At 58.3% G+C, this 25,393-nt stretch carries 26 protein-coding genes; 16 read left to right on the top strand and 10 right to left on the bottom strand.

Annotation, left to right across the window (positions count from 1 at the left end; translation table 11 throughout):
* Positions 1-9: 9 nt before the first annotated feature.
* Positions 10-867: a ribose-phosphate diphosphokinase gene (gene prs, locus CSK29544_RS06300; RefSeq protein WP_004386601.1), complete on the bottom strand. Its 858-nt coding sequence runs from the start codon at positions 865-867 to the stop codon at positions 10-12.
* Between the two features lie 197 nt (positions 868-1,064).
* Here prs and CSK29544_RS06295 point away from each other — a divergent pair, with 197 nt between their 5' ends.
* The 4 genes from CSK29544_RS06295 to CSK29544_RS06280 all read left to right on the top strand — a co-directional run bounded on the left by CSK29544_RS06295 (position 1,065) and on the right by CSK29544_RS06280 (position 4,010).
* Positions 1,065-1,784, top strand: a complete 720-nt coding sequence (locus CSK29544_RS06295; protein ID WP_007899717.1) for an NUDIX hydrolase — start codon at positions 1,065-1,067, stop codon at positions 1,782-1,784.
* Positions 1,785-1,856: 72 nt separating this feature from the next.
* Positions 1,857-2,873, top strand: coding sequence for a hydrolase (locus CSK29544_RS06290; RefSeq protein ID WP_004386599.1), 1,017 nt, complete (start codon positions 1,857-1,859; stop codon positions 2,871-2,873).
* Complete coding sequence (locus CSK29544_RS06285) at positions 2,874-3,092, top strand: YheU family protein (protein ID WP_004386598.1); 219 nt, start codon at positions 2,874-2,876, stop codon at positions 3,090-3,092.
* A 48-nt stretch (positions 3,093-3,140) separates the two neighbouring features.
* On the top strand, positions 3,141-4,010 hold the full coding sequence (locus CSK29544_RS06280) for a phosphoribulokinase (protein WP_004386597.1): 870 nt from the start codon (positions 3,141-3,143) through the stop codon (positions 4,008-4,010).
* Positions 4,011-4,054: 44 nt separating this feature from the next.
* Here CSK29544_RS06280 and CSK29544_RS06275 read toward each other — a convergent pair whose 3' ends face one another.
* A complete protein-coding gene (locus tag CSK29544_RS06275; RefSeq protein WP_004386596.1) occupies positions 4,055-4,462 on the bottom strand; it encodes an OsmC family protein in 408 nt (135 codons plus the stop codon).
* A gap of 310 nt (positions 4,463-4,772) precedes the next feature.
* On the opposite strand from CSK29544_RS06275, the gene crp reads away from it, so the two are divergent.
* Together crp and CSK29544_RS06265 are read left to right on the top strand one after the other, a co-directional pair.
* A complete protein-coding gene (gene crp / locus CSK29544_RS06270; RefSeq protein WP_000242758.1) occupies positions 4,773-5,405 on the top strand; it encodes a cAMP-activated global transcriptional regulator CRP in 633 nt (210 codons plus the stop codon).
* A gap of 62 nt (positions 5,406-5,467) precedes the next feature.
* Entirely contained in the window at positions 5,468-7,552 is a 2,085-nt protein-coding gene (locus CSK29544_RS06265) for a YccS/YhfK family putative transporter (protein ID WP_007899718.1), read from the top strand.
* Here CSK29544_RS06265 and argD read toward each other — a convergent pair whose 3' ends face one another.
* The 5 genes from argD to ppiA form a co-directional block, all read right to left on the bottom strand.
* Positions 7,553-8,773 (bottom strand): bifunctional acetylornithine/succinyldiaminopimelate transaminase, encoded by a 1,221-nt coding sequence (argD, locus tag CSK29544_RS06260; RefSeq protein WP_029039079.1) that lies wholly within the window; start codon positions 8,771-8,773, stop codon positions 7,553-7,555.
* An 86-nt stretch (positions 8,774-8,859) separates the two neighbouring features.
* Entirely contained in the window at positions 8,860-9,423 is a 564-nt protein-coding gene (locus CSK29544_RS06255; RefSeq protein WP_029039080.1) for an aminodeoxychorismate synthase component II, read from the bottom strand.
* Between the two features lie 30 nt (positions 9,424-9,453).
* Positions 9,454-10,056, bottom strand: a complete 603-nt coding sequence (locus CSK29544_RS06250; RefSeq protein WP_007899721.1) for a putative adenosine monophosphate-protein transferase Fic — start codon at positions 10,054-10,056, stop codon at positions 9,454-9,456.
* Positions 10,046-10,216 (bottom strand): FicA/YhfG family antitoxin, encoded by a 171-nt coding sequence (gene ficA, locus CSK29544_RS22505; protein ID WP_007899722.1) that lies wholly within the window; start codon positions 10,214-10,216, stop codon positions 10,046-10,048. Before ficA ends, CSK29544_RS06250 begins: the two co-directional genes overlap by 11 nt.
* A gap of 104 nt (positions 10,217-10,320) precedes the next feature.
* Entirely contained in the window at positions 10,321-10,893 is a 573-nt protein-coding gene (gene ppiA, locus CSK29544_RS06245; RefSeq protein ID WP_004386589.1) for a peptidylprolyl isomerase A, read from the bottom strand.
* A 275-nt stretch (positions 10,894-11,168) separates the two neighbouring features.
* On the opposite strand from ppiA, the gene tsgA reads away from it, so the two are divergent.
* From tsgA to CSK29544_RS22500, 10 genes are all read left to right on the top strand, one after another.
* Positions 11,169-12,356, top strand: coding sequence for an MFS transporter TsgA (tsgA, locus tag CSK29544_RS06240; RefSeq protein WP_007871557.1), 1,188 nt, complete (start codon positions 11,169-11,171; stop codon positions 12,354-12,356).
* A 314-nt stretch (positions 12,357-12,670) separates the two neighbouring features.
* The gene (nirB, locus tag CSK29544_RS06235; RefSeq protein ID WP_007899732.1) at positions 12,671-15,217 is read left to right on the top strand and encodes a nitrite reductase large subunit NirB; all 2,547 of its coding nucleotides are present in this window, start codon (positions 12,671-12,673) and stop codon (positions 15,215-15,217) included.
* Positions 15,214-15,540 carry a nitrite reductase small subunit NirD gene (gene nirD / locus CSK29544_RS06230; protein ID WP_007899734.1) on the top strand — a complete coding sequence of 109 codons (327 nt, stop codon included), beginning with the start codon at positions 15,214-15,216 and terminating at the stop codon, positions 15,538-15,540. Before nirB ends, nirD begins: the two co-directional genes overlap by 4 nt.
* 466 nt (positions 15,541-16,006) lie before the next feature.
* The gene (gene cysG / locus CSK29544_RS06225; protein ID WP_007899736.1) at positions 16,007-17,380 is read left to right on the top strand and encodes a siroheme synthase CysG; all 1,374 of its coding nucleotides are present in this window, start codon (positions 16,007-16,009) and stop codon (positions 17,378-17,380) included.
* A gap of 284 nt (positions 17,381-17,664) precedes the next feature.
* On the top strand, positions 17,665-19,005 hold the full coding sequence (frlA, locus tag CSK29544_RS06220) for a fructoselysine/psicoselysine transporter FrlA (protein ID WP_004386585.1): 1,341 nt from the start codon (positions 17,665-17,667) through the stop codon (positions 19,003-19,005).
* Positions 19,006-19,026: 21 nt separating this feature from the next.
* Positions 19,027-20,049 (top strand): fructoselysine 6-phosphate deglycase, encoded by a 1,023-nt coding sequence (gene frlB, locus CSK29544_RS06215; RefSeq protein ID WP_007899737.1) that lies wholly within the window; start codon positions 19,027-19,029, stop codon positions 20,047-20,049.
* A gap of 50 nt (positions 20,050-20,099) precedes the next feature.
* Positions 20,100-20,930 carry a fructoselysine 3-epimerase gene (frlC, locus tag CSK29544_RS06210; RefSeq protein WP_007871569.1) on the top strand — a complete coding sequence of 277 codons (831 nt, stop codon included), beginning with the start codon at positions 20,100-20,102 and terminating at the stop codon, positions 20,928-20,930.
* Entirely contained in the window at positions 20,927-21,712 is a 786-nt protein-coding gene (frlD, locus tag CSK29544_RS06205) for a fructoselysine 6-kinase (RefSeq protein WP_007899738.1), read from the top strand. Before frlC ends, frlD begins: the two co-directional genes overlap by 4 nt.
* A gap of 101 nt (positions 21,713-21,813) precedes the next feature.
* Positions 21,814-22,545, top strand: a complete 732-nt coding sequence (locus CSK29544_RS06200; protein WP_007899739.1) for a GntR family transcriptional regulator — start codon at positions 21,814-21,816, stop codon at positions 22,543-22,545.
* A 153-nt stretch (positions 22,546-22,698) separates the two neighbouring features.
* On the top strand, positions 22,699-22,869 hold the full coding sequence (locus CSK29544_RS22500) for a YhfL family protein (RefSeq protein WP_004386580.1): 171 nt from the start codon (positions 22,699-22,701) through the stop codon (positions 22,867-22,869).
* Between the two features lie 84 nt (positions 22,870-22,953).
* Here the strand turns inward: CSK29544_RS22500 and trpS are convergent, their stop codons facing one another.
* The 3 genes from trpS to rpe are packed head-to-tail and all read right to left on the bottom strand — an operon-like array spanning position 22,954 to position 25,379.
* Positions 22,954-23,958: a tryptophan--tRNA ligase gene (trpS, locus tag CSK29544_RS06190; RefSeq protein ID WP_004386579.1), complete on the bottom strand. Its 1,005-nt coding sequence runs from the start codon at positions 23,956-23,958 to the stop codon at positions 22,954-22,956.
* Positions 23,951-24,709, bottom strand: a complete 759-nt coding sequence (gph, locus tag CSK29544_RS06185; RefSeq protein ID WP_007899741.1) for a phosphoglycolate phosphatase — start codon at positions 24,707-24,709, stop codon at positions 23,951-23,953. Before gph ends, trpS begins: the two co-directional genes overlap by 8 nt.
* Positions 24,702-25,379: a ribulose-phosphate 3-epimerase gene (rpe, locus tag CSK29544_RS06180; protein WP_007753071.1), complete on the bottom strand. Its 678-nt coding sequence runs from the start codon at positions 25,377-25,379 to the stop codon at positions 24,702-24,704. The genes gph and rpe overlap by 8 nt, the downstream gene beginning before the upstream one ends.
* Between the last annotated feature and the right edge of the window lie 14 nt (positions 25,380-25,393).

Below are 25,393 nucleotides of genomic sequence, written 5' to 3'. Positions count from 1 at the left end.
CCCTTCTCCTTACGCGTTATAAATTGTATTGATATCAATCATTTCTACCCGTTCCTGCGCCAGTTCAGCGGGCGCGAAGGAGGTGGTCGTATACAGCTTATCAATGCCGTTATTCAGCAGGTTTTCGACGCCTTTAGAAAACACGCCGTGGGTGACATAGAGACTGACGCTGCTTGCCCCGGCGTCACGCAGCACCTGGGCTGAGCCGATAAACGTGCCGCCCGCATCGCAGAGATCGTCCACAATCAGCACCGCTTTGCCTTTCACGTCACCGTCCACCAGGCGAAAACCGGTCAGCTCGCCGGTCGCGACGTTGCGCTGTTTGGTCAGAATGGCAAATTCATGAACGCCCGCCGCCTGCGCGACGGCATGGATTTTTTTAAGCGCCCCGGCATCGGGTGCCACCAGCATTAACTCGCCAGCCTTCAGGGCACGCTCCAGCGTCTTGCTTTGTAACAGGCAACGCTCCTGCGGGATAGCCACCAGATTTTCAATCGCGGCGGCGGCGGCTTCGCTGTGCGGGTCGAGTACGATCACTTTGTCGAAACCGAGGGTGTTCAGTTGGCGGGCGAAGACTTTCAGCGCGAAGCTGTCACCCGGCTGCATGTGCCTGTCCTGGCGGGCATACGGCAGCCACGGTAGTTCCAGATGGCTAAAGCGCACGTCACAGTGCTGGCGCACCGCGTCGGTGAGCTGCGCCAGCAGCATGAAATCGTCCATCGTTTTCATGGCGGCGGCGCGAATGCGCATCAGCGAGGCGACGCGCGGCAGTGCGCCGGTCACTTTCGCCCACACGGCGCCGTCAGGAAAACGCCCGGTCTGTGTTGCAATCTCTTGTCCGTCTACCATCAGTTGCGGCTGCATCATTTTCGCCCCCCGGTTAATTAGTTTATGTCCTTGCGACACATTTAATATTGTCCAAGAGACACTAATAAGCAAGCGAAATTTTCGCCGCACTGGCTAAAAAATAGCATGTCACTGAAAATTAAAACATTACAGGTTTGCTTTGTCCCGGCGTTCAGGGCTGTTAAACTTGTCTCTGAGACAATTAAACGGAGCGGCGCATGACCACTGAAGCGGAATATCTGGAAACTTATGACCCTGCGCGGTTCCCTTCCCCGCTGGTGACCGTCGACAGCGTGCTGTTCACCCTGCACGATCAGGCGCTCTGCGTGCTGCTGGTACAGCGCGCCCGTCAGCCGCAGCAGGGCCGCTGGGCGCTGCCCGGCGGGTTTATCGATATGCAGAAAGATGATTCCACCCACGCGACGGCGCTGCGTAAGCTGACCGAAAAAACCGGCGTGCGCCCGTCCTGGCTTGAGCAACTGGAGACGTTTTCCGGCCCGGATCGCGATCCGCGCGGCTGGAGCCTCACCGCCGCCTGGTTTGCGCTTATCGCCTGGGTCGACTGCCAGCCGCATATCGCCTCCGTCAGCGATGCGCAGTGGGTGCCGGTGGCGGAGCTTGACGCTATCGAGCTGGCGTTCGATCACCAGACGATTATCGAGGCCGCGCTGCGCCGCCTGCGCCAGAAAACGATGTATTCGCTCCTGCCGGTCTACTGTCTGCCGGAGTGTTTTACGCTGAGCCAGCTTCAGGAGGCGACGGAGATTATTCTCGGCCAGCCCATCCAGCGTAAAAGCCTGATCCGGCGCTTTGAGGCGTCCGGCATGTTTGAAGAGACCGGCGAGAGCGTCGCCACCGGCGCGCGTAAGGCCAGGCTCTGGCGACGCAAGCCGGATGCCGATATTCACCTGTTCTCGCGCAATTTACTGGCCGAATGATCCGCACCAAAGCATCAACAAAATGAATCACAACCGGTATAGTAATTAGCGAACTAATAAAAGACATCAGCTATGGCCGACATTACTCCCGCAGAACTTCCTGCACTGAACACCGATTCCTCACACTTTCAGCCAATGCCGGGAGTCAGCAATCCACATCTGCAAACCATGCTGCCGCGCGTGCTGCGCCGCCGTTTGCAGTTTGAGCCGCACTGGCAGCGTCTGGATCTGCCGGACGGCGATTTTGTTGACCTGGCGTTTAGCGAAAACCCAGACCAGGCGCGTCATAAACCGCGTCTGGTGGTGTTTCACGGTCTGGAAGGCAGCCTGCACAGTCCTTACGCCCACGGCCTTATCCATGCGGCGAAAGCGCGTGGCTGGCTCGGCGTGGTGATGCACTTTCGCGGCTGTAGCGGCGTGCCAAACAAACTGGGGCGCATCTATCATTCGGGCGAAACCGAAGACGGCACCTTTTTCCTGCGCTGGCTGGATGAGCGCTACGGCACCGTGCCGACAGCGGCGGTGGGCTATTCGCTCGGCGGCAATATGCTCGGCTGCCTGATGGCGGAGATTGACGCCAGCTTCCCGCTGACGGCAGGCGTGATTGTGTCCGCGCCGTTTATGCTCGAACACTGCTGCAACCATATGGAAAAAGGCTTTTCACGCTTTTATCAGTTCTATCTGCTGAACCTGCTGAAAGCCAACGCCACCCGCAAGCTGAAGGCCTGGCCCGGCACGCTGCCGATTGAACTCGCCCAGCTTAAGCGCCTGCGCCGCATCCGCGATTTCGATGATTTGATTACGTCGAAAATTCACGGCTTTAGCGATGCCGTCGATTACTATCGCCAGTGCAGCGCGATGCCGCGTCTCGCCAGCATCACCCGGCCGACGCTGATTATCCACGCCAAAGACGACCCGTTTATGGATCATCACGTGATCCCCGACACCACCACGCTGCCTGCTAATATTGAATATCAACTGACAGAGCATGGCGGTCACGTGGGCTTTGTCGGCGGCACGCTGCGTCAGCCCAAAATGTGGCTGGAACAGCGCATTCCTGACTGGTTAACCCCGTATCTGGACCGATAAATGATTATTCCCTGGCAAGAGATCGCGCCCGACACCCTGGAGCGCCTGATTGAAGCCTTCGTCTTGCGCGAAGGCACCGATTATGGTGAACATGAACGCTCGCTTGAGCAAAAGGTCGCCGACGTGCGGCGTCAGTTGCAAAGTGGCGAAGCCGTTCTGGTGTGGTCTGAGCTGCACGAAACGGTCAATATCATGCCGCGTTCGCAGTTTCGCGGTTAACGTTGCCAGGCGGAGCCTTGCCCCGCCGCTTCAGGGAGTTGTCTCGCTATGTCTGCCAAACATCCGGTTATCGCCGTCACAGGCTCCAGCGGCGCGGGAACCACCACCACCAGCCTCGCGTTTCGTAAAATTTTCGCCCAGCTGAATCTCCGTGCCGCCGAAGTGGAAGGCGACAGCTTTCACCGCTACACGCGCCCGGAAATGGACATGGCTATTCGTAAAGCGCGCGATCTTGGCCGCCATATCAGTTACTTCGGCCCGGAGGCGAACGATTTCGGCCTGCTGGAGCAAACCTTTGTGGAGTACGGGCTGACCGGCAAAGGACAGTCGCGTAAATATCTGCACACCTATGACGAAGCGGTGCCGTGGAACCAGGTGCCCGGCACGTTTACGCCGTGGCAGCCGCTGCCGGAGCCGACAGACGTGCTGTTTTACGAAGGGCTGCACGGTGGCGTGGTGACGCCGCAGCATGACGTGGCGAAGCATGTCGATTTACTCGTAGGCGTGGTGCCTATCGTCAACCTGGAGTGGATACAGAAGCTCATCCGCGATACCAGCGAGCGCGGCCACTCGCGCGAGGCGGTGATGGATTCCGTGGTGCGCTCGATGGAAGATTACATTAACTACATCACGCCGCAGTTCTCACGCACCCATATTAACTTCCAGCGCGTGCCGACGGTGGACACCTCCAATCCGTTCGCCGCGAAAGGCATTCCGTCGCTTGATGAAAGCTTCGTGGTCATTCACTTCCGCAATCTGGATAACATCGATTATCCGTGGCTTTTGGCGATGCTGCAGGGCTCGTTTATCTCACATATCAATACGCTGGTGGTGCCGGGCGGGAAGATGGGGCTCGCGATGGAACTTATTATGCTGCCGCTGGTGCAGCGGCTGATGGAAGGAAAACAGATAGCGTGACGGCGATGCCCGGTGGCGCTGCGCCTGCCGGGCCGTCCGTCATCTCATGACGCTTCAATCACTTCATACGAATGGGTGATGTTGACCCCTTTACCGAGCATCAGCGCCACTGAGCAATACTTCTCTGCCGACAGATCCACCGCGCGCGACACTGCCGCGTCTTTCAGGGCTTTGCCTGTCACCACAAAATGCAGATTGATATGCGTAAACAGACGCGGCGCTTCTTCGCGACGCTCTGACGTCAGCTTCACTTCGCAGTCGGTCACGTCGTGACGGCCTTTTTGCAGAATAGAGACAACATCAATCGCGCTGCAGCCACCTGCGGCCATCAAAACCATTTCCATCGGGCTCGGCGCTTTGTCGCCAGAGTTGCCGTCCATCAGGATCTGATGCCCGGAGGCGGACTCGCCCAGGAAGGTTAACCCTTCCACCCATTTCACTCGTGCATGCATGTTAATCACTCCAGGCTATTCATTTTTCTGACAGATTACGCGCGCGCGACGTCAGAGGCAATGGAAGGGCGACCTGCGTCAAGCTGAAACGAGACAACAGGAGACACCTGAGAAAAGCTATGCTAAAACAGTCTGGATGCAGCGGCGATACATTGATGTTACGCATGTATGCAGAGGAGAAGATAATTTATCGGCTGCGACGTCCACGGACAGCCAACTTCCCAGGACTCGGGAAGATGATGAATGCAAAGCCAGACAGGGGTTACGCGCCCTGTCTTTGGAGCCAGTTTAAAACAGAGGATAACCGCGCATGGTGCTTGGCAAACCGCAAACAGACCCGACTCTTGAATGGTTCTTGTCACATTGCCACATTCATAAGTATCCATCTAAGAGCACGCTGATTCACCAGGGTGAAAAAGCGGAGACGCTGTATTACATCGTTAAAGGCTCAGTGGCAGTGCTGATCAAAGATGAAGAGGGCAAGGAGATGATCCTCTCGTACCTGAATCAGGGTGACTTCATCGGCGAACTGGGTTTGTTCGAGGAAGGTCAGGAGCGCAGCGCCTGGGTTCGCGCTAAAACTGCCTGTGAAGTGGCTGAAATCTCCTACAAAAAATTCCGTCAGCTGATCCAGGTTAACCCGGATATTCTGATGCGTCTTTCCTCGCAGATGGCTCGCCGCCTGCAAGTTACCTCTGAGAAAGTGGGCAACCTCGCCTTCCTCGACGTGACTGGCCGCATCGCGCAGACCCTTCTGAACCTGGCGAAACAGCCGGACGCGATGACCCATCCTGACGGGATGCAGATCAAAATCACGCGTCAGGAAATCGGCCAGATCGTCGGCTGCTCCCGCGAAACCGTTGGCCGCATTCTGAAAATGCTCGAAGATCAAAACCTGATCTCCGCCCACGGGAAAACCATCGTGGTTTACGGAACCCGCTAAAAAATCAAAAAACGGCGTGTCGCTTCGGTAACACGCCGTTTTTGTATCTATACTTCTCCCCTATGTGGCGTCGTCTTATCTATCACCCTGAAATTAATTACGCTTTACGGCAAACGCTCATCTTAAGCCTGCCGGTGGCGGTCGGGTTGATGCTGGGCCATCTTCAACAAGGGTTACTGTTTTCACTCGTTCCCGCCTGCTGCAACATTGCCGGTCTCGATACCCCGCACAAACGCTTTTTTAAACGCTTGATCATCGGCGCATCGCTGTTTGCGCTGAGCAGCCTGGCGGTGCAGCTGTTGCTGCTGCAGTCTGTGCCGCTGCCGCTCATTCTGCTGATGCTGGCGCTGCTGCTTGGCGTGACGGCGGAAATCAGCCCGCTGCATGCGCGTCTGTTGCCCGCCTCGCTCATCGCGGCGATCTTTACGTTAAGCCTCGCCGGCAATATGCCCATCTGGCAGCCTATGCTGCTCTATGTGCTCGGCACGCTCTGGTATGGCGCGTTTAACGGTTTCTGGTTCTGGCTGTGGCGCGAGCAGCCGCTGCGTGAATCGTTAAGCATGATTTATAAAAGCCTCGCCGACTACTGCGAAGCCAAATACAGCCTGCTGACGCGCCACACCGAGCCGGAACAGGCGCTGCCGCCGCTGCTGGTGCATCAGCAAAAAGTGGTGGATCAGATAAGCCAGTGCTATCAGCAGTTGCAGATGCTCTCCGCCACTAAGCAGAACGGTTACAAGCGCCTGCTGCGCACGTTTCAGGTGGCGCTGGATCTCCAGGAGCACATCTCGGTGTCGCTGCATCAGCCCGGCGAAGTGCAAAAACTGGTGGAGCGCAGCCACGCCGAAGCGGTGTTGCGCTGGACGGCGCAGACCGTCGCCACGCGCCTGCGCACGCTCTCTGACGATATTCTTTACCACCGCTATTCGCACCGCTTCTCAATGGATAAGCAGATCGAGGCGCTGGCGAAAATCGCCCGCCAGCACCCGGATAACCCGGTTGGCCAGTTTTGCGAATACCATTTTAGCCGTATTGCACGCGTGCTGCGCACCCAGCGCCCGCTCTACGCCCGTGACCTGATGGACAGCGGTAAGCGCCGCCTGCCGCTGCTGCGGGCGCTGAAAAGCTATTTGTCGCTGAAATCCGCCGCGCTGCGCACCGCCGCGCGTCTGGGCGTGATGCTGGCGGCGGCGGGGTTGTTAGGGAGCGCGTTCCAGTTGCCGAAGCCGTACTGGATCCTGATGACGGTACTGTTCGTCACCCAAAACGGCTATGGCGCGACGCGCGTGCGTATCCTGCACCGGGCGGGCGGCACGCTGGCGGGGCTGATTATCGCGGGCATCACGCTGCACCTGAAAGTGCCGCAGGGCTATACCCTGCTCGGTATGCTGCTGGTGACGTTAATCAGTTATCTGATAATCCGGCGGCACTACGGCTGGGCGATGATTGGCTTTACCGTCACGGCGGTTTATTCGCTGCAAATCCTGACGCTCAACGGCGAGCAGTATATCGTGGCGCGCCTGATAGACACCCTGTCCGGCTGTCTTATCGCGTTCGGCGGCATGGTCTGGCTCTGGCCCCAGTGGCAAAGCGGCCTGCTGCGCCAGAATGCGCATGACGCGCTGGAGGCAGACCAGGAGGCGCTGCGCCTGATCCTGAGCGGCGACCCGCAACCCGGCCCGCTCGCGTGGCAGCGTATGCAGGTCAACCAGGCGCATAACGCGCTTTATAACTCGCTTAATCAGGCCATGCAGGAGCCCGGCTTTAATAGCCGTTATCTGGAGGATATGCGCCTGTGGGTGACGCACAGCCAGTTTATTGTCGAGCACATCAACGCGATAACGACGATGGCGCGCGAGCAAACCGCGCTGCCGCCAGAAACCGCAGCGCGCTACTTACAGGCGTGTGAAATTGCGCTACAGCGCTGCCAGCAGCGGCTTGAGCATGACGCGCCGGGCGATACGCAAAACGAGGCGGTCCTGGAGGGCGAAGATGTCTTACCGGAAGGGGCACCGGGCGTGATGGAACATCATCTGCTGCGCATTCTCGATCACCTGCGCACCATGCATACCATCTCTTCCGTGGCGTGGCGTCAGCGCCCGCATCACGGGATCTGGCTCAGACGACGCCTGAGCCAGTCACCATGATTAGCCGTTGACCACGCGCGCGACGGCGCGCGCAAAGCGGGCCATGCCTTCGTCGATATCCGCGCGCTCCACCAGCAACGACGGCGCAAGACGCAGCACGTCCGGCCCGGCGTTCAGCACCATCACCCCTTCCGCCGCCGCGGCGTAGAGGAGATCGCGCGCGCGTCCGTGGAAGGCGGGCGTCAGCTCGGCACCGATCAACAGGCCCATACCGCGAATATCGCTGAATAAGCCGTACTGCTCGCCAATCTGCGCCAGATGCTGTACGAACTGCTCGCGTTTATGCGCTACGCCGCCCAGTACCTCTGGAGTGTTGATGATATCAAACGCTTCGCCCGCCACCGCGCAGGCGAGCGGGTTGCCGCCGTAAGTGGAGCCGTGCGAGCCGACGTGAAACGCCGAGGCGATATCATGAGTGGTGAGCATCGCGCTAACCGGGAAGCCGCCGCCGAGCGCTTTGGCGCTGGTCAGGATGTTCGGCGTCACGCCGTAATGCATATAAGCAAACAGCTTGCCGCTGCGGCCCATGCCGCACTGCACTTCATCGAACACCAGCAGCGCCTGATGCTTATCACACAGCTCGCGCAGGCCGCGCAGGAAGGCCGGCGTCGCGGCGGTCACACCGCCCTCGCCCTGCACCGGCTCGACCACGACCGCGCAGGTGTGGTCGTCCATCACCGCTTTTACCGCATCGAGATCGTTAAACGGCACATGAATGATATCAGCCGGTTTCGGGCCGAAACCGTCGGAGTATTTCGCCTGGCCGCCCACGGAGACGGTAAACAGCGAACGTCCGTGAAAGGCGTTATAAAACGCGATGATTTTGGTTTTGTACGGGCTGTGGCGGGTGATGGCGTAGTGGCGGGCGAGCTTGAACGCGGTTTCGTTAGCTTCGGTGCCGGAATTCATAAACACCACGCGTTCGGCGAACGTGGCGTCCACCAGCTTCTGGCCCAGGCGCAGCGCAGGCTCGTTGGTAAAGACGTTGCTGGTATGCCAGAGCGTTTCGCCCTGCGCTTTCAGCGCCTCTACCAGCCGCGGGTGGCAGTGGCCGAGCGCGGTTACCGCGATCCCGCCCGCGAAATCGACATACTCTTTGCCCTGCTGATCCCACACGCGGCTGCCTTTGCCTTTCACCGGGATAAATTCAGCCGGTGCATAAATCGGCAGGATCACGTCATCAAAGGTGGCGCGCGTAATTGCTGTTTTTTCAGTTGCCATTTCATGCCCATCCAGTAAATGTGCCATCGCACATGAAAAGATAAGCACAAAATATGAATAAAAAATCACTAAAAGGCAATAAAAATTCAGCGCGAAAGGAAGTTCGCCAGTAGCTGATGGCCCTGCTCGCTGAGAATGCTTTCCGGGTGGAACTGCACGCCTTCAAGTGCAAGGTGGCGGTGACGAATGCCCATGATCTCGCCCGCGTCCGTCCAGGCGGTTATCTCAAACTCCGCGGGCAGCGTGGCGCGGTCGATAATCAGCGAGTGATAGCGGGTCACGGTCAGCGGGTTGTTGAGCCCCGCAAACACGCCGCTGTTGGTGTGCGAAATCACTGAGGTCTTGCCGTGCATGACCTTTTCCGCGCGCACAACGGCCGCGCCGAAGGCCTGTCCGATGGCCTGATGCCCGAGGCAAACGCCGAGGATCGGCAGGTGACCGGCAAAACGCCGGATCGCCGCCAGTGAAATACCGGCTTCATTCGGCGTACAGGGGCCGGGGGAGATCACGAGGCGCGCCGGGGCGAGCGCCTCGATATCGTCGCACGTCAGTTCATCGTTGCGCCTGACCACCACCTCCGCGCCCAGCTCGCTGAAATACTGAAACAGGTTCCAGGTGAAAGAATCGTAGTTGTCGATAAGCAGTAACATGGCGGCTCCGGAAAAAAGAACCGCGCCAGTTTACTCGCTTTCCCGCGCTTCGCTCACTACGCTTGCGAAGATTTTCTCAAGCGGCGCCAGATCGCCCATCGCGCCCGCCTGGTTGGCGGCGCGCCACGCCTCAACCTCCACGCCGCGCCAGTCGAGGCTGTAGCCCGCATGCAGCGCCAGCTGTTCGAAGAAGATACGCTGGGCGCGGCCCGTACCGATACGGAACGGATGCAGCACGTTGATTTCGCAGTAGTAGTGCGCGAGGCGCGCGACAAACGCCTCCGGCTCCAGACCGATGAGATAGTCCTCATCTTCCAGCGCCTGCATCAGCGCGTTACCCTCTGTCTCCAGATATTCGAAATGCGCAAAGCGGGTTTCACCCTGATAGATGTCCACTTCACGCAGTTCGCCCGCCCAGTCGTAGATATCATGGAAAAGCTGGCGGTGAATGGCGCACAGGTGCGGCAGCCCGCGCTGTACCGGGCCGAGTTCCAGCGTCGCCGCGCGCAGCGAGGTCAGTTCACGCTCGGCATGTTGCAGATCCTTCGCGGCATGAATGTTCAGCCGGTTGCGCAGCACATCGCTGCCGGACCAGAAATAAGGGTCGCGCCCGTCGCCGAATTTATCGCTCATAATGCCCCCTTAGCTCGTCAATGCGCGCCAGCGCTTCTTCGCGGGACAAAGTCACCAGAGGCACCTCAATGCCTTCCAGCCGGTTGCTGGCCTGAAAATTGTGATTCTTTTGCGCGTCCCAGAGACGGGACTTTTGTTTGTCGGTGAGTTTCTTTGGCATTTTGCCTCCCTGAGCGTAACCCCGTGTGCCACAAGTATAAGCAGCAACAGGCGGGTTTGCCGGAAGGAGAAGCAACGCGGGCCGCAAAGCCCGCGTGAGGAAGATTACGGCAGGACTTTCGCGGAGAGGATCACGACCGGTTTGGACGGCACATTCTGGTATGGGCCGACGTCGTGGGTCTGGACCTGGGCGATTTTGTCCGCCACATCCATGCCCTTCACGACTTTACCGAAAACGGCGTAGCCGAAATCGCGCTGGCCGTGGTTCAGAAACGCGTTATCCGCCACGTTGATAAAGAACTGGCTGGTGGCGCTGTCTTTCTCTGCGGTGCGCGCCATCGCGATGGTGCCGCGCGCGTTTGGCAGGCCGTTATCCGCTTCGTTTTTCACCGGCGCGTTGGTCGGCTTCTGCTGCATATCCGCAGTAAAGCCGCCGCCCTGCACCATAAAGCCCGGGATCACGCGATGGAAAATCGTGTTGTTATAAAAACCGCTGTTGACGTAATCAACGAAGTTTTTCACGGTCGCCGGCGCTTTCTGGCTGTTCAGCTCCAGCTCAATATTTCCCGCAGAGGTCGTCAGCAGAACGTGCGGGTCGCCTTTTGCCGCCAGCGCAGCAGGAGACAGGGCAGAGAGAGCAAATACAGCCGCAACAGCCGCCAGAGTGGATTTGAGCATGAAGAATTCCTTACGAAGCAGAAATAAGCGAGTGGGTCGATTCTAAATAGCGATTGCATGACGTGCCAGCGATTTACCTGGATTTACGAACCAGCGCGCAGCGAAAAAGCGCTCATCGGATCTGATGTGTGAAATTCTGTGAGCCCCGTCATATAAAGCATGTCGTTTTACACGACATGTGATCAATGAATGTTTTATTGGATCACAATACCACCTAGAATGCCTGGGTTCCCGGCGCCGTCAACGCGCTTTACACTTCTATTCACAGGCCAGTCATGACTAACAGCAATCGTATTAAGCTCACATGGATCAGCTTTTTTTCCTACGCCCTTACTGGCGCGTTGGTAATCGTCACCGGGATGGTGATGGGAAATATCGCAGAATATTTCAAACTGCCCGTATCCAGCATGAGTAACACCTTCACTTTCCTGAACGCCGGGATTTTGATCTCTATCTTTTTAAACGCCTGGCTGATGGAAATCGTGCCGCTGAAAACCCAGCTGCGCTTTGGCTTCGTGTTAATGGTGCTTGCCGTGGTGGCGCTGATGTTCAGCCAGAGCCTGACGCTCTTCTCCGCCGCGATGTTTGTGCTTGGCCTGGTGAGCGGGATCACGATGTCGATCGGGACGTTTCTGATTACCCATATGTATGAAGGCCGTCAGCGCGGCTCGCGCCTGCTGTTTACCGACTCCTTCTTCAGCATGGCCGGGATGATCTTCCCGATGGTCGCCGCCTTCCTGCTGGCGCGCAGCATCGAGTGGTACTGGGTCTACGCCTGCATTGGTCTGGTTTATGTCGCGATTTTCATCCTGACGTTCGGCTGTGATTTCCCGGTGCTCGGCAAACACGCCGTGAAGGAAAACCAGCCGGTCGTGAAAGAGAAATGGGGCGTGGGCGTGCTGTTCCTCTCCATCGCGGCGCTTTGCTACATTCTGGGCCAGCTCGGCTTTATCGGCTGGGTGCCGGAATACGCCACTAAAGGCCTCGGCATGAACCTGAACGACGCCGGCACGCTGGTGAGCAACTTCTGGATGTCTTACATGGTCGGCATGTGGGTCTTCAGCTTCGTGCTGCGCTTCTTTGATTTGCAGCGCATTCTGACCGTGCTGGCAGGTCTCGCCACGGTGCTGATGTACTTTTTCATCACCAGCAAGCCGGAGCATATGGCGTGGTTCATTCTGGCACTGGGCTTCTTCTCCAGCGCGATTTACACCACCATCATTACGCTCGGCTCGCAGCAGACCAAAGTCTCCTCGCCGAAACTGGTTAACTTTATCCTGACCTGCGGCACCGTCGGCACCATGCTGACCTTTATCGTGACTGGCCCGATTGTGGCGAATCACGGCCCGCAGGCGGCGCTGTTTACCGCCAACGGCCTTTACGCTGTGGTGTTCGTGATGTGCTTCGCGCTGGGCTTTGTTACCCGCCATCGCCAGCACGCGAAGGCAGAAGCGGCGCACTAAGTCTTATCTGTCCCTTCCCTGCCGGGAAGGGACGCTTTTCCTCTTTCGTTTCCCTCACGCTTTGCAGTTTGCCCTCTTCTCCCGCCTCACTTTAACGCCTTCACGCCATCAATACTTCTGGTGAAAATTTACGCCATTGCGGCACAAAAAACCGACACCCGAGAAACCTCTGTTAATTCCTGTACTTAGGAAATACCACTAAAATCAACAATATAACCATTAAGGGGTATACAAAGATGTAATTGATTTACATCAATAAGCGAGGGTGCTGAATCGTTAAGGTAGGCTGTAATAGAAAAGAAATCGAGGCAAAAATGAGCAAAGTCAGACTCGCTATTATCGGTAACGGCATGGTTGGTCACCGCTTTATCGAAGACCTTCTCGATAAAGCCGAACCAGGCCAGTTCGACATCACCGTCTTCTGTGAGGAGCCGCGCATCGCCTATGACCGCGTGCACCTCTCCTCTTATTTCTCCCATCACACCGCAGAAGAGCTGTCGCTGGTCCGTGAAGGCTACTACGACAAACACGGTGTGAAAGTCCTGGTGGGCGAGCGCGCCATCACCATTAACCGCCAGGAGAAAGTGATCCACTCCAGCGCCGGGCGCACCGTCTTCTACGACAAACTGATCATGGCGACCGGCTCCTACCCGTGGATCCCGCCGATTAAAGGCTCCGACACCCAGGACTGCTTCGTTTACCGCACCATCGAAGATCTGAACGCGATTGAAGCCTGCGCGCGTCGCAGCAAACGCGGCGCGGTGGTTGGCGGCGGTCTGCTCGGTCTGGAAGCCGCGGGCGCGCTGAAAAACCTGGGCGTCGAAACGCACGTGATTGAATTCGCGCCGATGCTGATGGCCGAACAGCTTGACCAGATGGGCGGCGAGCAGCTGCGCCGTAAAATCGAAAGCATGGGCGTGCGAGTTCACACCAGCAAAAACACCCAGGAGATTGTCCAGCAGGGCACTGAAGCGCGTAAAACCATGCGTTTTGCCGACGGCAGCGAGCTGGAAGTCGACTTCATCGTCTTCTCCACCGGTATCCGCCCGCGCGACAAACTGGCGAAACAGTGCGACCTCGACATCGCGCCGCGTGGCGGCATCGTGATTAACGACCAGTGCCAGACCTCCGACCCGGATATCTACGCTATTGGCGAGTGCGCCAGCTGGAACAGCCGCGTCTATGGCCTCGTCGCACCGGGCTACAAAATGGCGCAGGTGGCGGTTGACCATATTCTCGGCAACGCGGGCAATCAGTTTGAAGGCGCGGATCTCAGCGCCAAGCTGAAACTGCTGGGCGTTGACGTCGGCGGCATCGGCGACGCACATGGCCGCACGCCGAAATCACGCAGCTATGTGTTCCTCGACGAAAGCAAAGAGATCTACAAACGCCTTATCGTCAGTGAAGATAACAAAACGCTGCTCGGCGCGGTGCTGGTGGGCGACACCAGCGACTACGGCAACCTGCTGCAACTGGTGCTGAACGGCATCGAGCTGCCGGAAAACCCGGATTCCCTGATCCTCCCGGCGCACGCCGCCAGCGGTAAGCCGTCTATTGGTGTTGATAAACTGCCGGACAGCGCGCAGATTTGCTCTTGCTTCGACGTGACCAAAGGGGCGCTGATCGCCGCTATCAACAAAGGTTGTCATACCGTCGCGGCGCTGAAAGCTGAAACCAAAGCCGGTACCGGCTGCGGCGGCTGTATCCCGCTGGTGACTCAGGTGCTGAACGCTGAACTGGCGAAACAGGGCATCGAAGTGAACAACAATCTGTGCGAGCACTTCGCGTTCTCCCGTCAGGAGCTGTATCACCTCATTCGCGTTGAAGGCATTAAATCGTTCGAGGAACTGCTGGCGAAATATGGCAAAGGCTACGGCTGCGAAGTCTGTAAGCCGACCGTCGGCTCGCTGCTGGCGTCCTGCTGGAATGAATACATTCTCAAGCCGCAGCACACGCCGCTTCAGGACACCAACGACAACTTCCTGGCGAATATCCAGAAAGACGGCACCTACTCGGTGATCCCGCGCTCGGCTGGCGGCGAGATCACGCCGGAAGGGCTGATGGAAGTGGGCCGTATCGCCCGCGAATTTAACCTCTACACCAAAATCACCGGCTCTCAGCGTATCGGCCTGTTCGGCGCGCAGAAAGACGACCTGCCGGAGATCTGGCGTCAGCTAATTGCCGCGGGCTTCGAAACCGGCCACGCCTACGCCAAAGCGCTGCGCATGGCGAAAACCTGCGTCGGCAGCACCTGGTGTCGTTATGGCGTCGGCGACAGCGTGGGCTTCGGCGTTGAGCTGGAAAACCGCTACAAAGGTATCCGCACGCCGCACAAAATGAAATTCGGCGTCTCCGGCTGTACGCGTGAGTGCGCCGAAGCGCAGGGCAAAGATGTCGGCATTATCGCTACCGAAAAAGGCTGGAACCTCTATGTCTGCGGTAATGGCGGCATGAAACCGCGTCATGCGGATTTGCTGGCGGCGGATCTCGATAAAGAAACGCTGGTGCGCTATCTCGACCGCTTCATGATGTTCTACATCCGCACCGCGGACAAACTGACCCGTACCGCGCCGTGGCTGGACAACATGGAAGGCGGCATCGACTACCTGAAAAGCGTCATCATTGACGACAAGCTGGGCCTGAACAGCCAGCTCGAAGCCGAAATGACGAGTCTGCGCGAGGCGGTGATTTGCGAGTGGACCGAAACGGTCAACGATCCGCAGGCGCAGGGCCGCTTTAAACATTTCGTGAACAGCGATCGCCGTGACCCTAACGTGCAGGTGGTGCCGGAGCGCCAGCAGCACCGCCCGGCCACGCCGTATGAACGCATCCCTGTCACCTTCGTGGAGGAAACCGTATGAGTCAGTGGAACACGATTTGTTCGCTCGATGAGATCATTCCGGCGACCGGCGTCTGCGCGCTGGTCGGCGAACACCAGGTGGCGATTTTCCGCCCGCGCGCGAACGACGAGGTATATGCCATCAGCAATATCGACCCGTTCTTTGAGGCCAGCGTGTTGTCACGCGGCATCATCGCCGAACATCAGGGCGAGTTATGGGTGGCAAGCCCGCTGAAAAAGCAACGCTTCCGCCTGCGTGATGGGCTGTGTATGGAAGACGAAAGCCGTTCTGTCGCGCACTTTGAGGCGCGCGTGAAAGACAGTCAGGTACAGGTTAAGGCGTAAATATCACAGGGTGGATACACGCTGTGTATCCACCTGCGCCATGTAAGAACGTCAGTTCGTAGGGTGGATAAGCGCAGCGCATCCACCTGCGCCATGTAAGAGCGTCAGTTCCGTAGGGTGGATAAGCGCAGCGCATCCACCTGCGCCATGTAAGAGCGTCAGTTCGTAGGGTGGATAAGCGCAGCGCATCCACCACGGTGTTTTAAGGAAGTCAGCCAAAAGCGCTACTTATGAAAACGCTACCAGCGTTCACATTTCGGGAGCTTTGGTAGCGTATTGGGCCAGAGGCCCTTCATATTCAGGGGTAACGCGCATAACCTGTTGGGGTAATCCCCGCGAATACGCCTTCTGACGCCGTGTTCACGGGTTTGGGTTACTGATATGCTCCCTGAAAGCGAAGCGCCCGCAGCCTGTCGCCCACACCGCCCCACAACCCGCTCATTAAGCCCGAGAAGAAGGATACGCCGTGGATCACCTGCCGATATTTTGTCAGTTACGTCATCGCGCCTGCCTGCTGGTCGGCGGCGGCGATGTCGCAGAACGTAAGGCGCGTCTGCTGCTGGAGGCAGGCGCTGCGCTTACGGTCAACGCGCTCGCGTTCGCGCCGCAGTTTGAAGCCTGGGCAAAACAGGGCATGCTGCGCCTGGTGCAGGGCGAATTTAACGCAATCCTGCTTGACGACTGCTGGCTGGCTATCGCCGCCACGGACGATGACGCGGTAAATAATCAGGTCAGCGAGGCCGCCGAAGCGCGCCGTATCTTCTGCAACGTGGTGGATGCGCCAAAACAGGCGAGCTTCATCATGCCCTCGATTATCGACCGCTCGCCGCTGATGGTAGCTATCTCTTCCGGCGGCACGTCACCCGTGCTTGCACGCCTGTTGCGCGAAAAGCTCGAAGCGCTGCTGCCTCAACACCTCGGTAAAGTCGCGGGATATGCCGGACAGTTGCGCCGCCGCGTGAAGCAAACCTTCGCCTCCATGAGCGAACGCCGCCGCTTCTGGGAGAAGTTTTTCGTTAACGACCGCCTCGCGCAGTCGCTGGCCAATGACGATGAACAGGCCGTCAACCGTATTACCGAAACGCTGCTGAGTGAACCGCTTGACGATCGCGGCGAAGTCGTATTGGTGGGCGCGGGCCCTGGCGATCCGGGCCTGCTGACGCTCAAAGGGCTTCAGCAGATCCAACAGGCGGATATCGTGGTCTACGACCGTCTGGTCTCCGATGAGATTATGAATCTGGTGCGCCGCGACGCCGATCGCGTGTTCGTGGGCAAACGCGCGGGCTATCACTGCGTACCGCAGGAGGAGATAAACCAGATCCTGCTGCGCGAAGCCCAGCGCGGCAAACGCGTGGTGCGCCTGAAAGGCGGCGATCCGTTTATCTTCGGGCGCGGCGGCGAAGAGCTGGAAACGCTCTGCGAGGCGGGCATTCCTTTCTCCGTGGTACCGGGCATTACCGCGGCGTCGGGCTGTTCAGCCTACGCCGGGCTGCCGCTGACCCACCGCGATTACGCCCAGAGCGTGCGGCTTATCACCGGACACCTGAAAAACGGCGGTGAGTTTGACTGGCATAATCTCGCCGCGGAAAAACAGACGCTGGTGTTCTACATGGGGTTAAACCAGGCCGCCGCCATCCAGGAAAAACTGATTGAACACGGCATGGATCCGCAGATGCCGGTAGCGCTGGTGGAAAACGGCACCAGCGTCAAACAGCGCGTGGTGGCCGGTGTGCTGACCGAGCTTGGCGCGCTGGCGCAACGCGTGGAAAGCCCGAGCCTGATTATTGTCGGCCGCGTCGTGGCGCTGCGCGATAAACTCAACTGGTTCTCGTCTAAATAACCCCTCTCAGGCCAGCCCCGCTGGCCTGAAACTTTCTTTCCTTACCTTTCAAAGACATAGCATTAAAATATATTACATATCGCTAACATGCGGTGATTTTGTGATCTGCCTCGCCAACACAATTCATTATGTGTTGTTATATTCGTTATGCGTCATCTCATCATGAAAACAGCCTGACGGCATTCCGCGACCCCATCTGACGGGTCGTGCGGCCTCCTGCTGCCTTCATCCGGGCGACGCGCTCTGAATCCTACAACCCTGTTCAATACTAAAAAGGTAACGATATGGAAGGCCAGGAACTCCAACGCAAGCTCGGCTTCTGGGCCGTGCTGGCCATTTCCGTCGGAACGACCGTCGGTTCCGGTATTTTCGTTTCGGTTGGTGAAGTGGCGAAAGCGGCAGGCACGCCGTGGCTCACGGTGCTCGCGTTTGTCATTGGTGGTTTGATTGTGATCCCGCAGATGTGCGTTTACGCGGAGCTCTCTACCGCTTACCCCGAAAACGGCGCTGATTACGTATATCTTAAAAACGCCGGCAGCCGCCCGCTGGCGTTTCTCTCCGGCTGGGCCAGCTTCTGGGCCAACGACGCGCCGTCGCTCTCCATCATGGCGCTCGCCATTGTCAGTAACTTCGGGTTTCTGGTGCCGCTCGATCCGCTTACCGGCAAGCTCGTCGCAACGGCGCTTATCCTCGCGTTTATGCTGCTGCACCTGCGCTCGGTGGAAGGCGGCGCGACGTTCCAGACGCTGATTACTATCGCCAAAATCATTCCTTTCGCGATAGTGATTGGCATCGGCGTCTTCTGGCTGAAGGGCGATAACTTCACAGCGCCTGCCGCCAATGCCACCACCAGCGCGACGGCGGGCATTATGGCGCTGCTGGCGGGGATCTCGGCTACCAGCTGGTCCTACACCGGCATGGCGTCCATCTGCTACATGACCGGCGAAATCAAAAACCCCGGCAAAACCATGCCGCGGGCGTTGATTGGCTCCTGCCTGCTGGTGCTGGTGCTCTACTCGCTGCTGGCGCTGGTTATCTCCGGGCTGATGCCGTTTGACAAGCTCGCCGCCTCTGAAACGCCGATTTCCGACGCGCTGACCTACATTCCGGCGCTCGGCAGCGTGGCGGGCGTGTTTGTCGCCATTACCGCCATGATCGTTATTCTGGGTTCGCTCTCCAGCTGCGTGATGTACCAGCCGCGCCTGGAATACGCGATGGCGAAAGATAACCTGTTCTTCAAATGCTTCGGCCACGTGCACCCGAAATACAACACGCCGGATGTCTCCATCATTTTGCAGTGCGCGCTGGGCATTTTCTTCATCTTCGTGTCAGACCTCACCAGCCTGCTCGGCTATTTCACCCTGGTGATGTGCTTTAAAAACACGCTCACCTTCGGCTCCATCATCTGGTGTCGCAAGCGTGAGGATTACCAACCGCTGTGGCGCACCCCGGCCTTCGGCCTCATGACCTTCGCCGCCATCGCCTCAAGCCTGATTCTGGTCGCCTCCACCTTCGTGTGGGCACCGGTTCCCGGCCTTATCTGCGCCCTGATTGTTATCGCCACCGGCCTGCCCGCTTACGCCTTCTGGGAAAAGCGCAACCGCCGTCTGGCTCATGTTTCTTAACCCTGTCTGGAGAGTTGTTTCATGTTGAATATCGATAAAAGCACCGTGGATTTCCTGGTTACCGAAAATATGGTTCAGGAGGTAGAAAAAATTCTGGAAAAGGATGTGCCGCGCGTACACGCCATCGTGGATGAGATGATCCAGCGCGGTATTGACCGCATCTATTTCGTCGCCTGCGGCTCGCCGCTAAACGCGGCGCAGACGGCGAAGCACCTGGCGGATCGTTACTCAAGCCTTCAGGTTTACGCGCTTTCCGGCTGGGAGTTTTGCGACAACACGCCGCACCGCCTCGATGCGAAGTGCGCGGTGATTGGCGTCTCCGACTACGGCAAAACCGAAGAAGTTATTAAGGCGCTGGCGCTGGGTGCGGCCTGCGGCGCGCTGACCGCCGCGTTCACCAAGCGCCCGGACAGCCCGATCGTGCAGGCCGCCGAACATGTGGTGGCGTATGAAGCCGACTGCATCTGGGAAATTCATCTGCTGCTCTGCTACAGCGTGGTGCTGGAGATGATCACCCGTCAGGCGCCGCACGCGGAGATCGGCAAAATCAAAAATGACTTGCGCAAGCTGCCGCAGGCGCTGGGCCATCTGGTGCGCACCTGGGAAGACAAAGGCCGCCAGCTCGGCGAGCAGGCGTCGCAGTGGCCGATGATCTACACCGTTTCCGCAGGCCCGCTGCGCCCGCTCGGCTACAAAGAGGGGATCGTGACGCTGATGGAGTTTACCTGGACGCATGGCTCGGTGATCGAGAGCGGCGAATTCCGCCACGGGCCGCTGGAGATTGTCGAGCCGGGCGTGCCGTTCCTGTTCCTGCTTGGCAACGATGAGAGCCGCCACACTACCGAGCGCGCGATCCGCTTTGTACGCGAGCGTACCGATAACGTCATCGTCATCGACTACGCGGAGATTTCCCAGGGGCTGCACCCGTGGCTCGCGCCGTTCCTGATGTTCGTGCCGATGGAGTGGCTCTGCTACTACCTCTCCATCTACAAAGACCACAACCCGGACGACCGTCGCTACTACGGCGGCATTGTTGAATATTAATCCCCGCCCGGCCCCTGCGGGGGCCGGATATTGATGCAAGGAGAAGGGTTATGAAAACGGGTATGTTTACCTGCGGGCATCAACGGTTGCCGCTGGAGCACGCCTTTCGCGACGCGCACGAACTGGGTTATGACGGGCTGGAGCTGTGGGGCGGCAGGCCGCACGCGTTTGCGCCGGATCTCAACGCAGGCGGCATTCACAAGGTGAAAGAGCTTTCCCGCGTTTATCAGATGCCGATCATCGGCTACACGCCGGAAACCAACGGCTATCCCTATAACATGATGCTGGGCGACGAGCGGATGCGCCGCGAAAGCCTCGACATGATCAAACTCGCCATGGAAATGGCCAAAGAGATGGACGCAGGCTTTACGCTGATTTCCGCGGCCCACGCGGGCTATCTCACCGGGCCTGATGCCATCTGGCAGCGCCTCGCCGATAACCTGCGCGAGCTGTGCGAATTCGCCGAAGAGATCGGCATCGATCTGCTGCTGGAGCCGCTCACGCCGTATGAATCTAACGTCGTGTGCAACGCGAACGACGTGCTGCGGGCGCTCTCGCTGGTGCCATCGCCGCGGCTCTACAGCATGGTTGATATCTGCGCGCCGTTTGTGCAGGGCGAGCCGGTGATGAGTTACTTCGACAAGCTCGGCGATAAGCTGCGCCATCTGCATATCGTCGACAGCGACGGCGCGAGCGACAGCCACTACATCCCCGGCGAAGGCAAAATGCCGCTGCGCGAGCTGATGCGCGACATTATCGATCGCGGCTACGACGGCTATTGCACTATCGAGCTGGTGACGATGTATATGAATGAGCCGCGGCTTTACGCTCGCCAGGCGCTGGCGCGCTTTCGCGACCTGCTGCCACAGGAGGCGCTATGAAAACACTGGCGACGGTCGGCGATAACTGCGTGGATATCTACCCGCAGCTTGGCAAAGCGTTCTCCGGCGGCAACGCGGTTAATGTCGCGGTGTACAGCACCCGCTACGGAATGCGGCCCGCCTGCGTCAGTTGGGTCGGCGATGACGACTATGGCGACATGCTAAAACAGGATCTGGCGCGCCACGGTGTCGATATCTCACACCTGCATACCAGACCGGGCGTCACGGCGCAGACCCAGGTGGAGCTTCGCAACAATGACCGCATTCTTGGCGACTACACCGAAGGCGTGATGGCGGGCTTTACGGTGAGCGATGAGGATCTGCGCTGGCTCACAGGGTTCGATATGATTCACTCCGCCATCTGGGGCCATGCCGACGCTGCTTTTCCGGCGCTTCACGCCGCCGGTAAGACGCTGTCATTTGATTTTGCCGACAAATGGGAAAGCCCGCTGTGGCGCACGCTTCCGGAGCATCTGGATTATGCGTTTGCCTCCGCGCATGAAGAGACGCCCTGGCTGCGTGACCGTCTGCAAACGGTGGTGGAGTGCGGCGCGGGCGTCGCCATCGCCACGCTCGGCGAGAACGGCAGTCTGGCGTGGGATGGCGCGCGGTTCTGGCGCATGCCGCCGGAGCAGGTTGAGGTGGTGGATACGATGGGAGCCGGAGATTCGTACATCGCCGGTTTCCTGTGCGCTGTCGCCGCCGGGCTGCCGCTCATCGATGCCATGAAACAGGGTACGCAGTGCGCGGCGAGAACGCTTGGCTATCACGGTGCCTGGTAAGGTCTGCGTTGGCGTGACGCAACTCACGCCAACGCCCTGTCACTCCTCAATAAACGCTCTTATAATCATCCGCACGTTTCCTACAACTTCAGGGTCGATACATGCCAGCTACGGAGCGCTACTCTCATCAACTCCTTTACGCCACCGTCCGCCAGCGTCTGCTTGATGATATCGGGCAAGGTGTTTATCAGGCCGGCCAGCAGATCCCTACTGAAAGCGAGTTGTGTACGCTCTATAACGTCAGCCGCATCACCATTCGCAAGGCGATTAGCGATCTGGTGAAAGATGGCGTTCTGATCCGCTGGCAGGGCAAAGGCACGTTCGTGCAGAGCAAGAAAGTGGAAAATGCCCTGCTGACCGTGAGCGGCTTTACCGATTTCGGCGTATCGCAGGGCAAGCCCACCAAAGAAGAAGTGATTGAGCAGGCGCGCGTCAGCGCCGATCCGTTCTGCGAACGCCTGAATATTCCGGGCGGCAGCGAGATGTTCCTGCTGCGCCGGGTGATGTATCTCGATGGCGAACCGCTGTTTATCGACGCCTCGTGGATCCCGCTCTCCCGCTACCCGCAGTTTGACGCGTTTTACAGCGCCGGCGCGTCAACCTATCAGCTGTTTCAGGAACGCTTCGATACGCAGGTGGTCAGCGATAAAAAGACCATCGACATTTTCACCGCCACCAAAGCCGAAGCGCAGTGGCTGAAATGCGAACTGGGCGAGCCGCTGTTTCGCATCAGCAAAATCGCCTACGACCAGCATCAAAAACCCGTGCACTATTCCGAGTTGTTCTGCCGCGCTAATCGCGTCACGCTGACCATCGACAACCAGCGGCGCTGAACACCCGCGCCCGCGCGGTTTTTCCTGCTGTGCAAGTCCTGTTACTGACGTTGACTTCCCCTGCCTGAAACCGCATAAAGTCGTCCCGTTATGGATGGTCATAAAAGACATTTATATCAGCTATTTAGGACACTTTATCTATAGGGATGCATAATGAAACACGTCATTAAACTCGCGATGCTGGCCGCCGTACTCTCCTCACTGACCGCCTGTACCGGCCATGTCGAAAATAAAAACAAAACCTGCAGCTATGACTATCTGCTTCACCCGGCGATTTCTATTTCGAAAATGATCGGCGGCTGCGGCCCGGCAGCGGACGAGTAATACGGCTGCGCTGAGCAATAAAAAACCACCTCCTGAGAGGTGGTTTCACTGTGACACGCAAAACCGGGCTGACCCGGTTTTTTATTACGGCTGCGCCACAAACCCGATGGCTTCATACACTTTCTTCAGCGTTTCGCCAGCGTGCGCGCGGGCTTTCTCGGCCCCTTCTTTCATCACGCTTTGCAGGAAGGCTTCGTCGTTGCGGTAGCGGTGATAGCGCTCCTGAAGCTCTGTGAGCATACCGGAGACGGCATCCGCCACTTCGCCTTTCAGATGACCATACATTTTGCCTTCGAAATGCTGCTCCAGCTCCGGGATGCTCTGGCCGGTCACGGCGGAGAGGATATCGAGCAGGTTAGAGACGCCCGCTTTGTTCGCTACGTCGTAGCGAACCACCGGCGGCTCGTCAGAATCGGTCACCGCGCGTTTGATTTTCTTCACAACGGATTTCGGATCTTCCAGCAGGCCTATGACGTTATTGCGGTTGTCATCCGACTTGGACATCTTTTTGGTCGGCTCCAGCAGTGACATCACGCGCGCGCCCGATTTCGGAATGAACGGCTCCGGCACGCGGAAAATATCGCCGTAGATGGCGTTGAAGCGCTGCGCGATATCGCGGCTCAGCTCCAGATGCTGTTTCTGATCTTCGCCCACCGGCACCAGATTGGTCTGGTACAGCAGGATATCCGCCGCCATCAGCACCGGGTAATCAAACAGACCGGCGTTGATGTTTTCCGCATAGCGCGCGGATTTATCTTTGAACTGCGTCATGCGGCTCAGTTCGCCGAAATAGGTGTAGCAGTTCAGCGCCCAGCCCAGCTGCGCGTGCTCCGGCACGTGAGACTGCACGAAGATGGTGCTCTTTTTCGGGTCGATGCCGCAGGCGAGGTAGAGCGCCAGCGTATCCAGCGTGGCTTTACGCAGCGCGGCCGGGTCCTGACGCACAGTGATAGCATGCTGATCCACGATGCAGTAGATGCAGTGGTAGTCGTCCTGCATGTTAACCCACTGACGCAGCGCACCCATGTAGTTACCGATGGTCAGTTCTCCGGATGGCTGTGCGCCACTAAAAACGATGGGCTTACTCATTTTTCAATTCCTGATTGTCACTGTGGGGGAGCCCGAACGCGGGCAGTAAGTCGCGGAAATGGTCAAAGACGAAATCCGGGTGGCTTAACGTTATCGCTTCACCGTAGTTATAGCCATAGCTCAGGCCGACGCTTGCGCAGCCAGCGGCCTGCGCCGCCTGAATATCATTGCGTGAATCGCCGACAAAGAGCAACTCCTGCGCCGTCACCCGCAGCGCGTCCATGACTTTATGCAGCGGCTCCGGGTGCGGTTTTTTATTCTGCACATCATCGCCGCCAATAATAATGCTGAAATGGTCTGCGATACCGAGCGATTCCAGCATGGGCGCTACGAACGGCGTCGGCTTATTGGTGACCAGCCCGAGCGCGAGACCATGACGGCGCAGCGCGTCTAGCGTCTCGGCCACATCCGGGAACAGCGCGCTGCCCGCCTCGACGGCCTCGCCATAATAACGGTCAAACAGACGGCGCATCATGCGGCGCTGCTCTTCTTCCGGGATGTCGTCGGTTTGCGCAGGTTTACCCGCGGCGGCCCGAAGCGCGGCTTTCTCCTGACGCGCCCAGGTCAGCGCGCGCTCGATAAGCACATCGGCACCGTTGCCAATCCAGGTAATGACGCGCGCGTCGCCCGCGGTCGGCAGTTCCAGCGCATAGAGCGCGTTGTCCACCGCCCAGGTCAGGCCCGGCGCGCTGTCTACCAGCGTACCGTCGAGATCGAAAGCGACAGCGCGGATTTTTTGCAGCTTATCCATGAGAAACCTTTGCCAGCTCGCTACGCATATCGTTGATGACTTTTTGATAATCCGGCTCGTTGAAGATAGCGGAACCCGCGACAAACATATCGGCACCCGCCGCGGCGATAGCGCCGATATTGCTGACCTTCACGCCGCCGTCCACTTCCAGGCGGATGTCGCGCCCTGAAGCGTCGATGCGCTGGCGCACTTCTTTAAGCTTCTCCAGCGTCTGCGGGATAAATGACTGACCGCCGAAGCCGGGGTTGACCGACATCAGCAGAATCACGTCCAGTTTATCCATCACGTAATCGAGATAGCTCAGCGGCGTCGCCGGGTTAAAAACCAGGCCCGCTTTGCAGCCATGTTCTTTGATCAGTTGCAGCGAACGGTCGATATGCTCGGAGGCTTCCGGGTGGAACGTAATGATGCTGGCACCCGCGTCGGCGAAATCGGGGATCAGGCGATCCACCGGTTTTACCATTAGATGCACGTCGATGGGCGCGGTAATACCGTAATCGCGCAGCGCCTTCAGCACCATCGGCCCGATGGTGAGGTTTGGCACATAGTGGTTATCCATAACATCGAAATGGACGACGTCGGCACCGGCGGCCAGCACCCGTGCGGTGTCTTCACCCAGCCGGGCAAAGTCGGCCGACAGAATCGAGGGGGCAATCAAATACTGTTTCATCCGCTTCTCCATTA

This window comes from Cronobacter sakazakii (assembly GCF_000982825.1).
GTDB lineage: Bacteria > Pseudomonadota > Gammaproteobacteria > Enterobacterales > Enterobacteriaceae > Cronobacter > Cronobacter sakazakii.
This window is presented reverse-complemented; position numbering and strand designations above follow the sequence as displayed.

Coding starts and splice junctions, on each gene's coding strand:
- prs (WP_004386601.1), bottom strand. CDS start 867: ATGATGCAGCCGCAACTGATGGTAGACGGACAAGAGATTGCAACACAG.
- CSK29544_RS06295 (WP_007899717.1), top strand. CDS start 1,065: ATGACCACTGAAGCGGAATATCTGGAAACTTATGACCCTGCGCGGTTC.
- CSK29544_RS06290 (WP_004386599.1), top strand. CDS start 1,857: ATGGCCGACATTACTCCCGCAGAACTTCCTGCACTGAACACCGATTCC.
- CSK29544_RS06285 (WP_004386598.1), top strand. CDS start 2,874: ATGATTATTCCCTGGCAAGAGATCGCGCCCGACACCCTGGAGCGCCTG.
- CSK29544_RS06280 (WP_004386597.1), top strand. CDS start 3,141: ATGTCTGCCAAACATCCGGTTATCGCCGTCACAGGCTCCAGCGGCGCG.
- CSK29544_RS06275 (WP_004386596.1), bottom strand. CDS start 4,462: ATGCATGCACGAGTGAAATGGGTGGAAGGGTTAACCTTCCTGGGCGAG.
- crp (WP_000242758.1), top strand. CDS start 4,773: ATGGTGCTTGGCAAACCGCAAACAGACCCGACTCTTGAATGGTTCTTG.
- CSK29544_RS06265 (WP_007899718.1), top strand. CDS start 5,468: ATGTGGCGTCGTCTTATCTATCACCCTGAAATTAATTACGCTTTACGG.
- argD (WP_029039079.1), bottom strand. CDS start 8,773: ATGGCAACTGAAAAAACAGCAATTACGCGCGCCACCTTTGATGACGTG.
- CSK29544_RS06255 (WP_029039080.1), bottom strand. CDS start 9,423: ATGTTACTGCTTATCGACAACTACGATTCTTTCACCTGGAACCTGTTT.
- CSK29544_RS06250 (WP_007899721.1), bottom strand. CDS start 10,056: ATGAGCGATAAATTCGGCGACGGGCGCGACCCTTATTTCTGGTCCGGC.
- ficA (WP_007899722.1), bottom strand. CDS start 10,216: ATGCCAAAGAAACTCACCGACAAACAAAAGTCCCGTCTCTGGGACGCG.
- ppiA (WP_004386589.1), bottom strand. CDS start 10,893: ATGCTCAAATCCACTCTGGCGGCTGTTGCGGCTGTATTTGCTCTCTCT.
- tsgA (WP_007871557.1), top strand. CDS start 11,169: ATGACTAACAGCAATCGTATTAAGCTCACATGGATCAGCTTTTTTTCC.
- nirB (WP_007899732.1), top strand. CDS start 12,671: ATGAGCAAAGTCAGACTCGCTATTATCGGTAACGGCATGGTTGGTCAC.
- nirD (WP_007899734.1), top strand. CDS start 15,214: ATGAGTCAGTGGAACACGATTTGTTCGCTCGATGAGATCATTCCGGCG.
- frlA (WP_004386585.1), top strand. CDS start 17,665: ATGGAAGGCCAGGAACTCCAACGCAAGCTCGGCTTCTGGGCCGTGCTG.
- frlB (WP_007899737.1), top strand. CDS start 19,027: ATGTTGAATATCGATAAAAGCACCGTGGATTTCCTGGTTACCGAAAAT.
- frlC (WP_007871569.1), top strand. CDS start 20,100: ATGAAAACGGGTATGTTTACCTGCGGGCATCAACGGTTGCCGCTGGAG.
- frlD (WP_007899738.1), top strand. CDS start 20,927: ATGAAAACACTGGCGACGGTCGGCGATAACTGCGTGGATATCTACCCG.
- CSK29544_RS06200 (WP_007899739.1), top strand. CDS start 21,814: ATGCCAGCTACGGAGCGCTACTCTCATCAACTCCTTTACGCCACCGTC.
- CSK29544_RS22500 (WP_004386580.1), top strand. CDS start 22,699: ATGAAACACGTCATTAAACTCGCGATGCTGGCCGCCGTACTCTCCTCA.
- trpS (WP_004386579.1), bottom strand. CDS start 23,958: ATGAGTAAGCCCATCGTTTTTAGTGGCGCACAGCCATCCGGAGAACTG.
- gph (WP_007899741.1), bottom strand. CDS start 24,709: ATGGATAAGCTGCAAAAAATCCGCGCTGTCGCTTTCGATCTCGACGGT.
- rpe (WP_007753071.1), bottom strand. CDS start 25,379: ATGAAACAGTATTTGATTGCCCCCTCGATTCTGTCGGCCGACTTTGCC.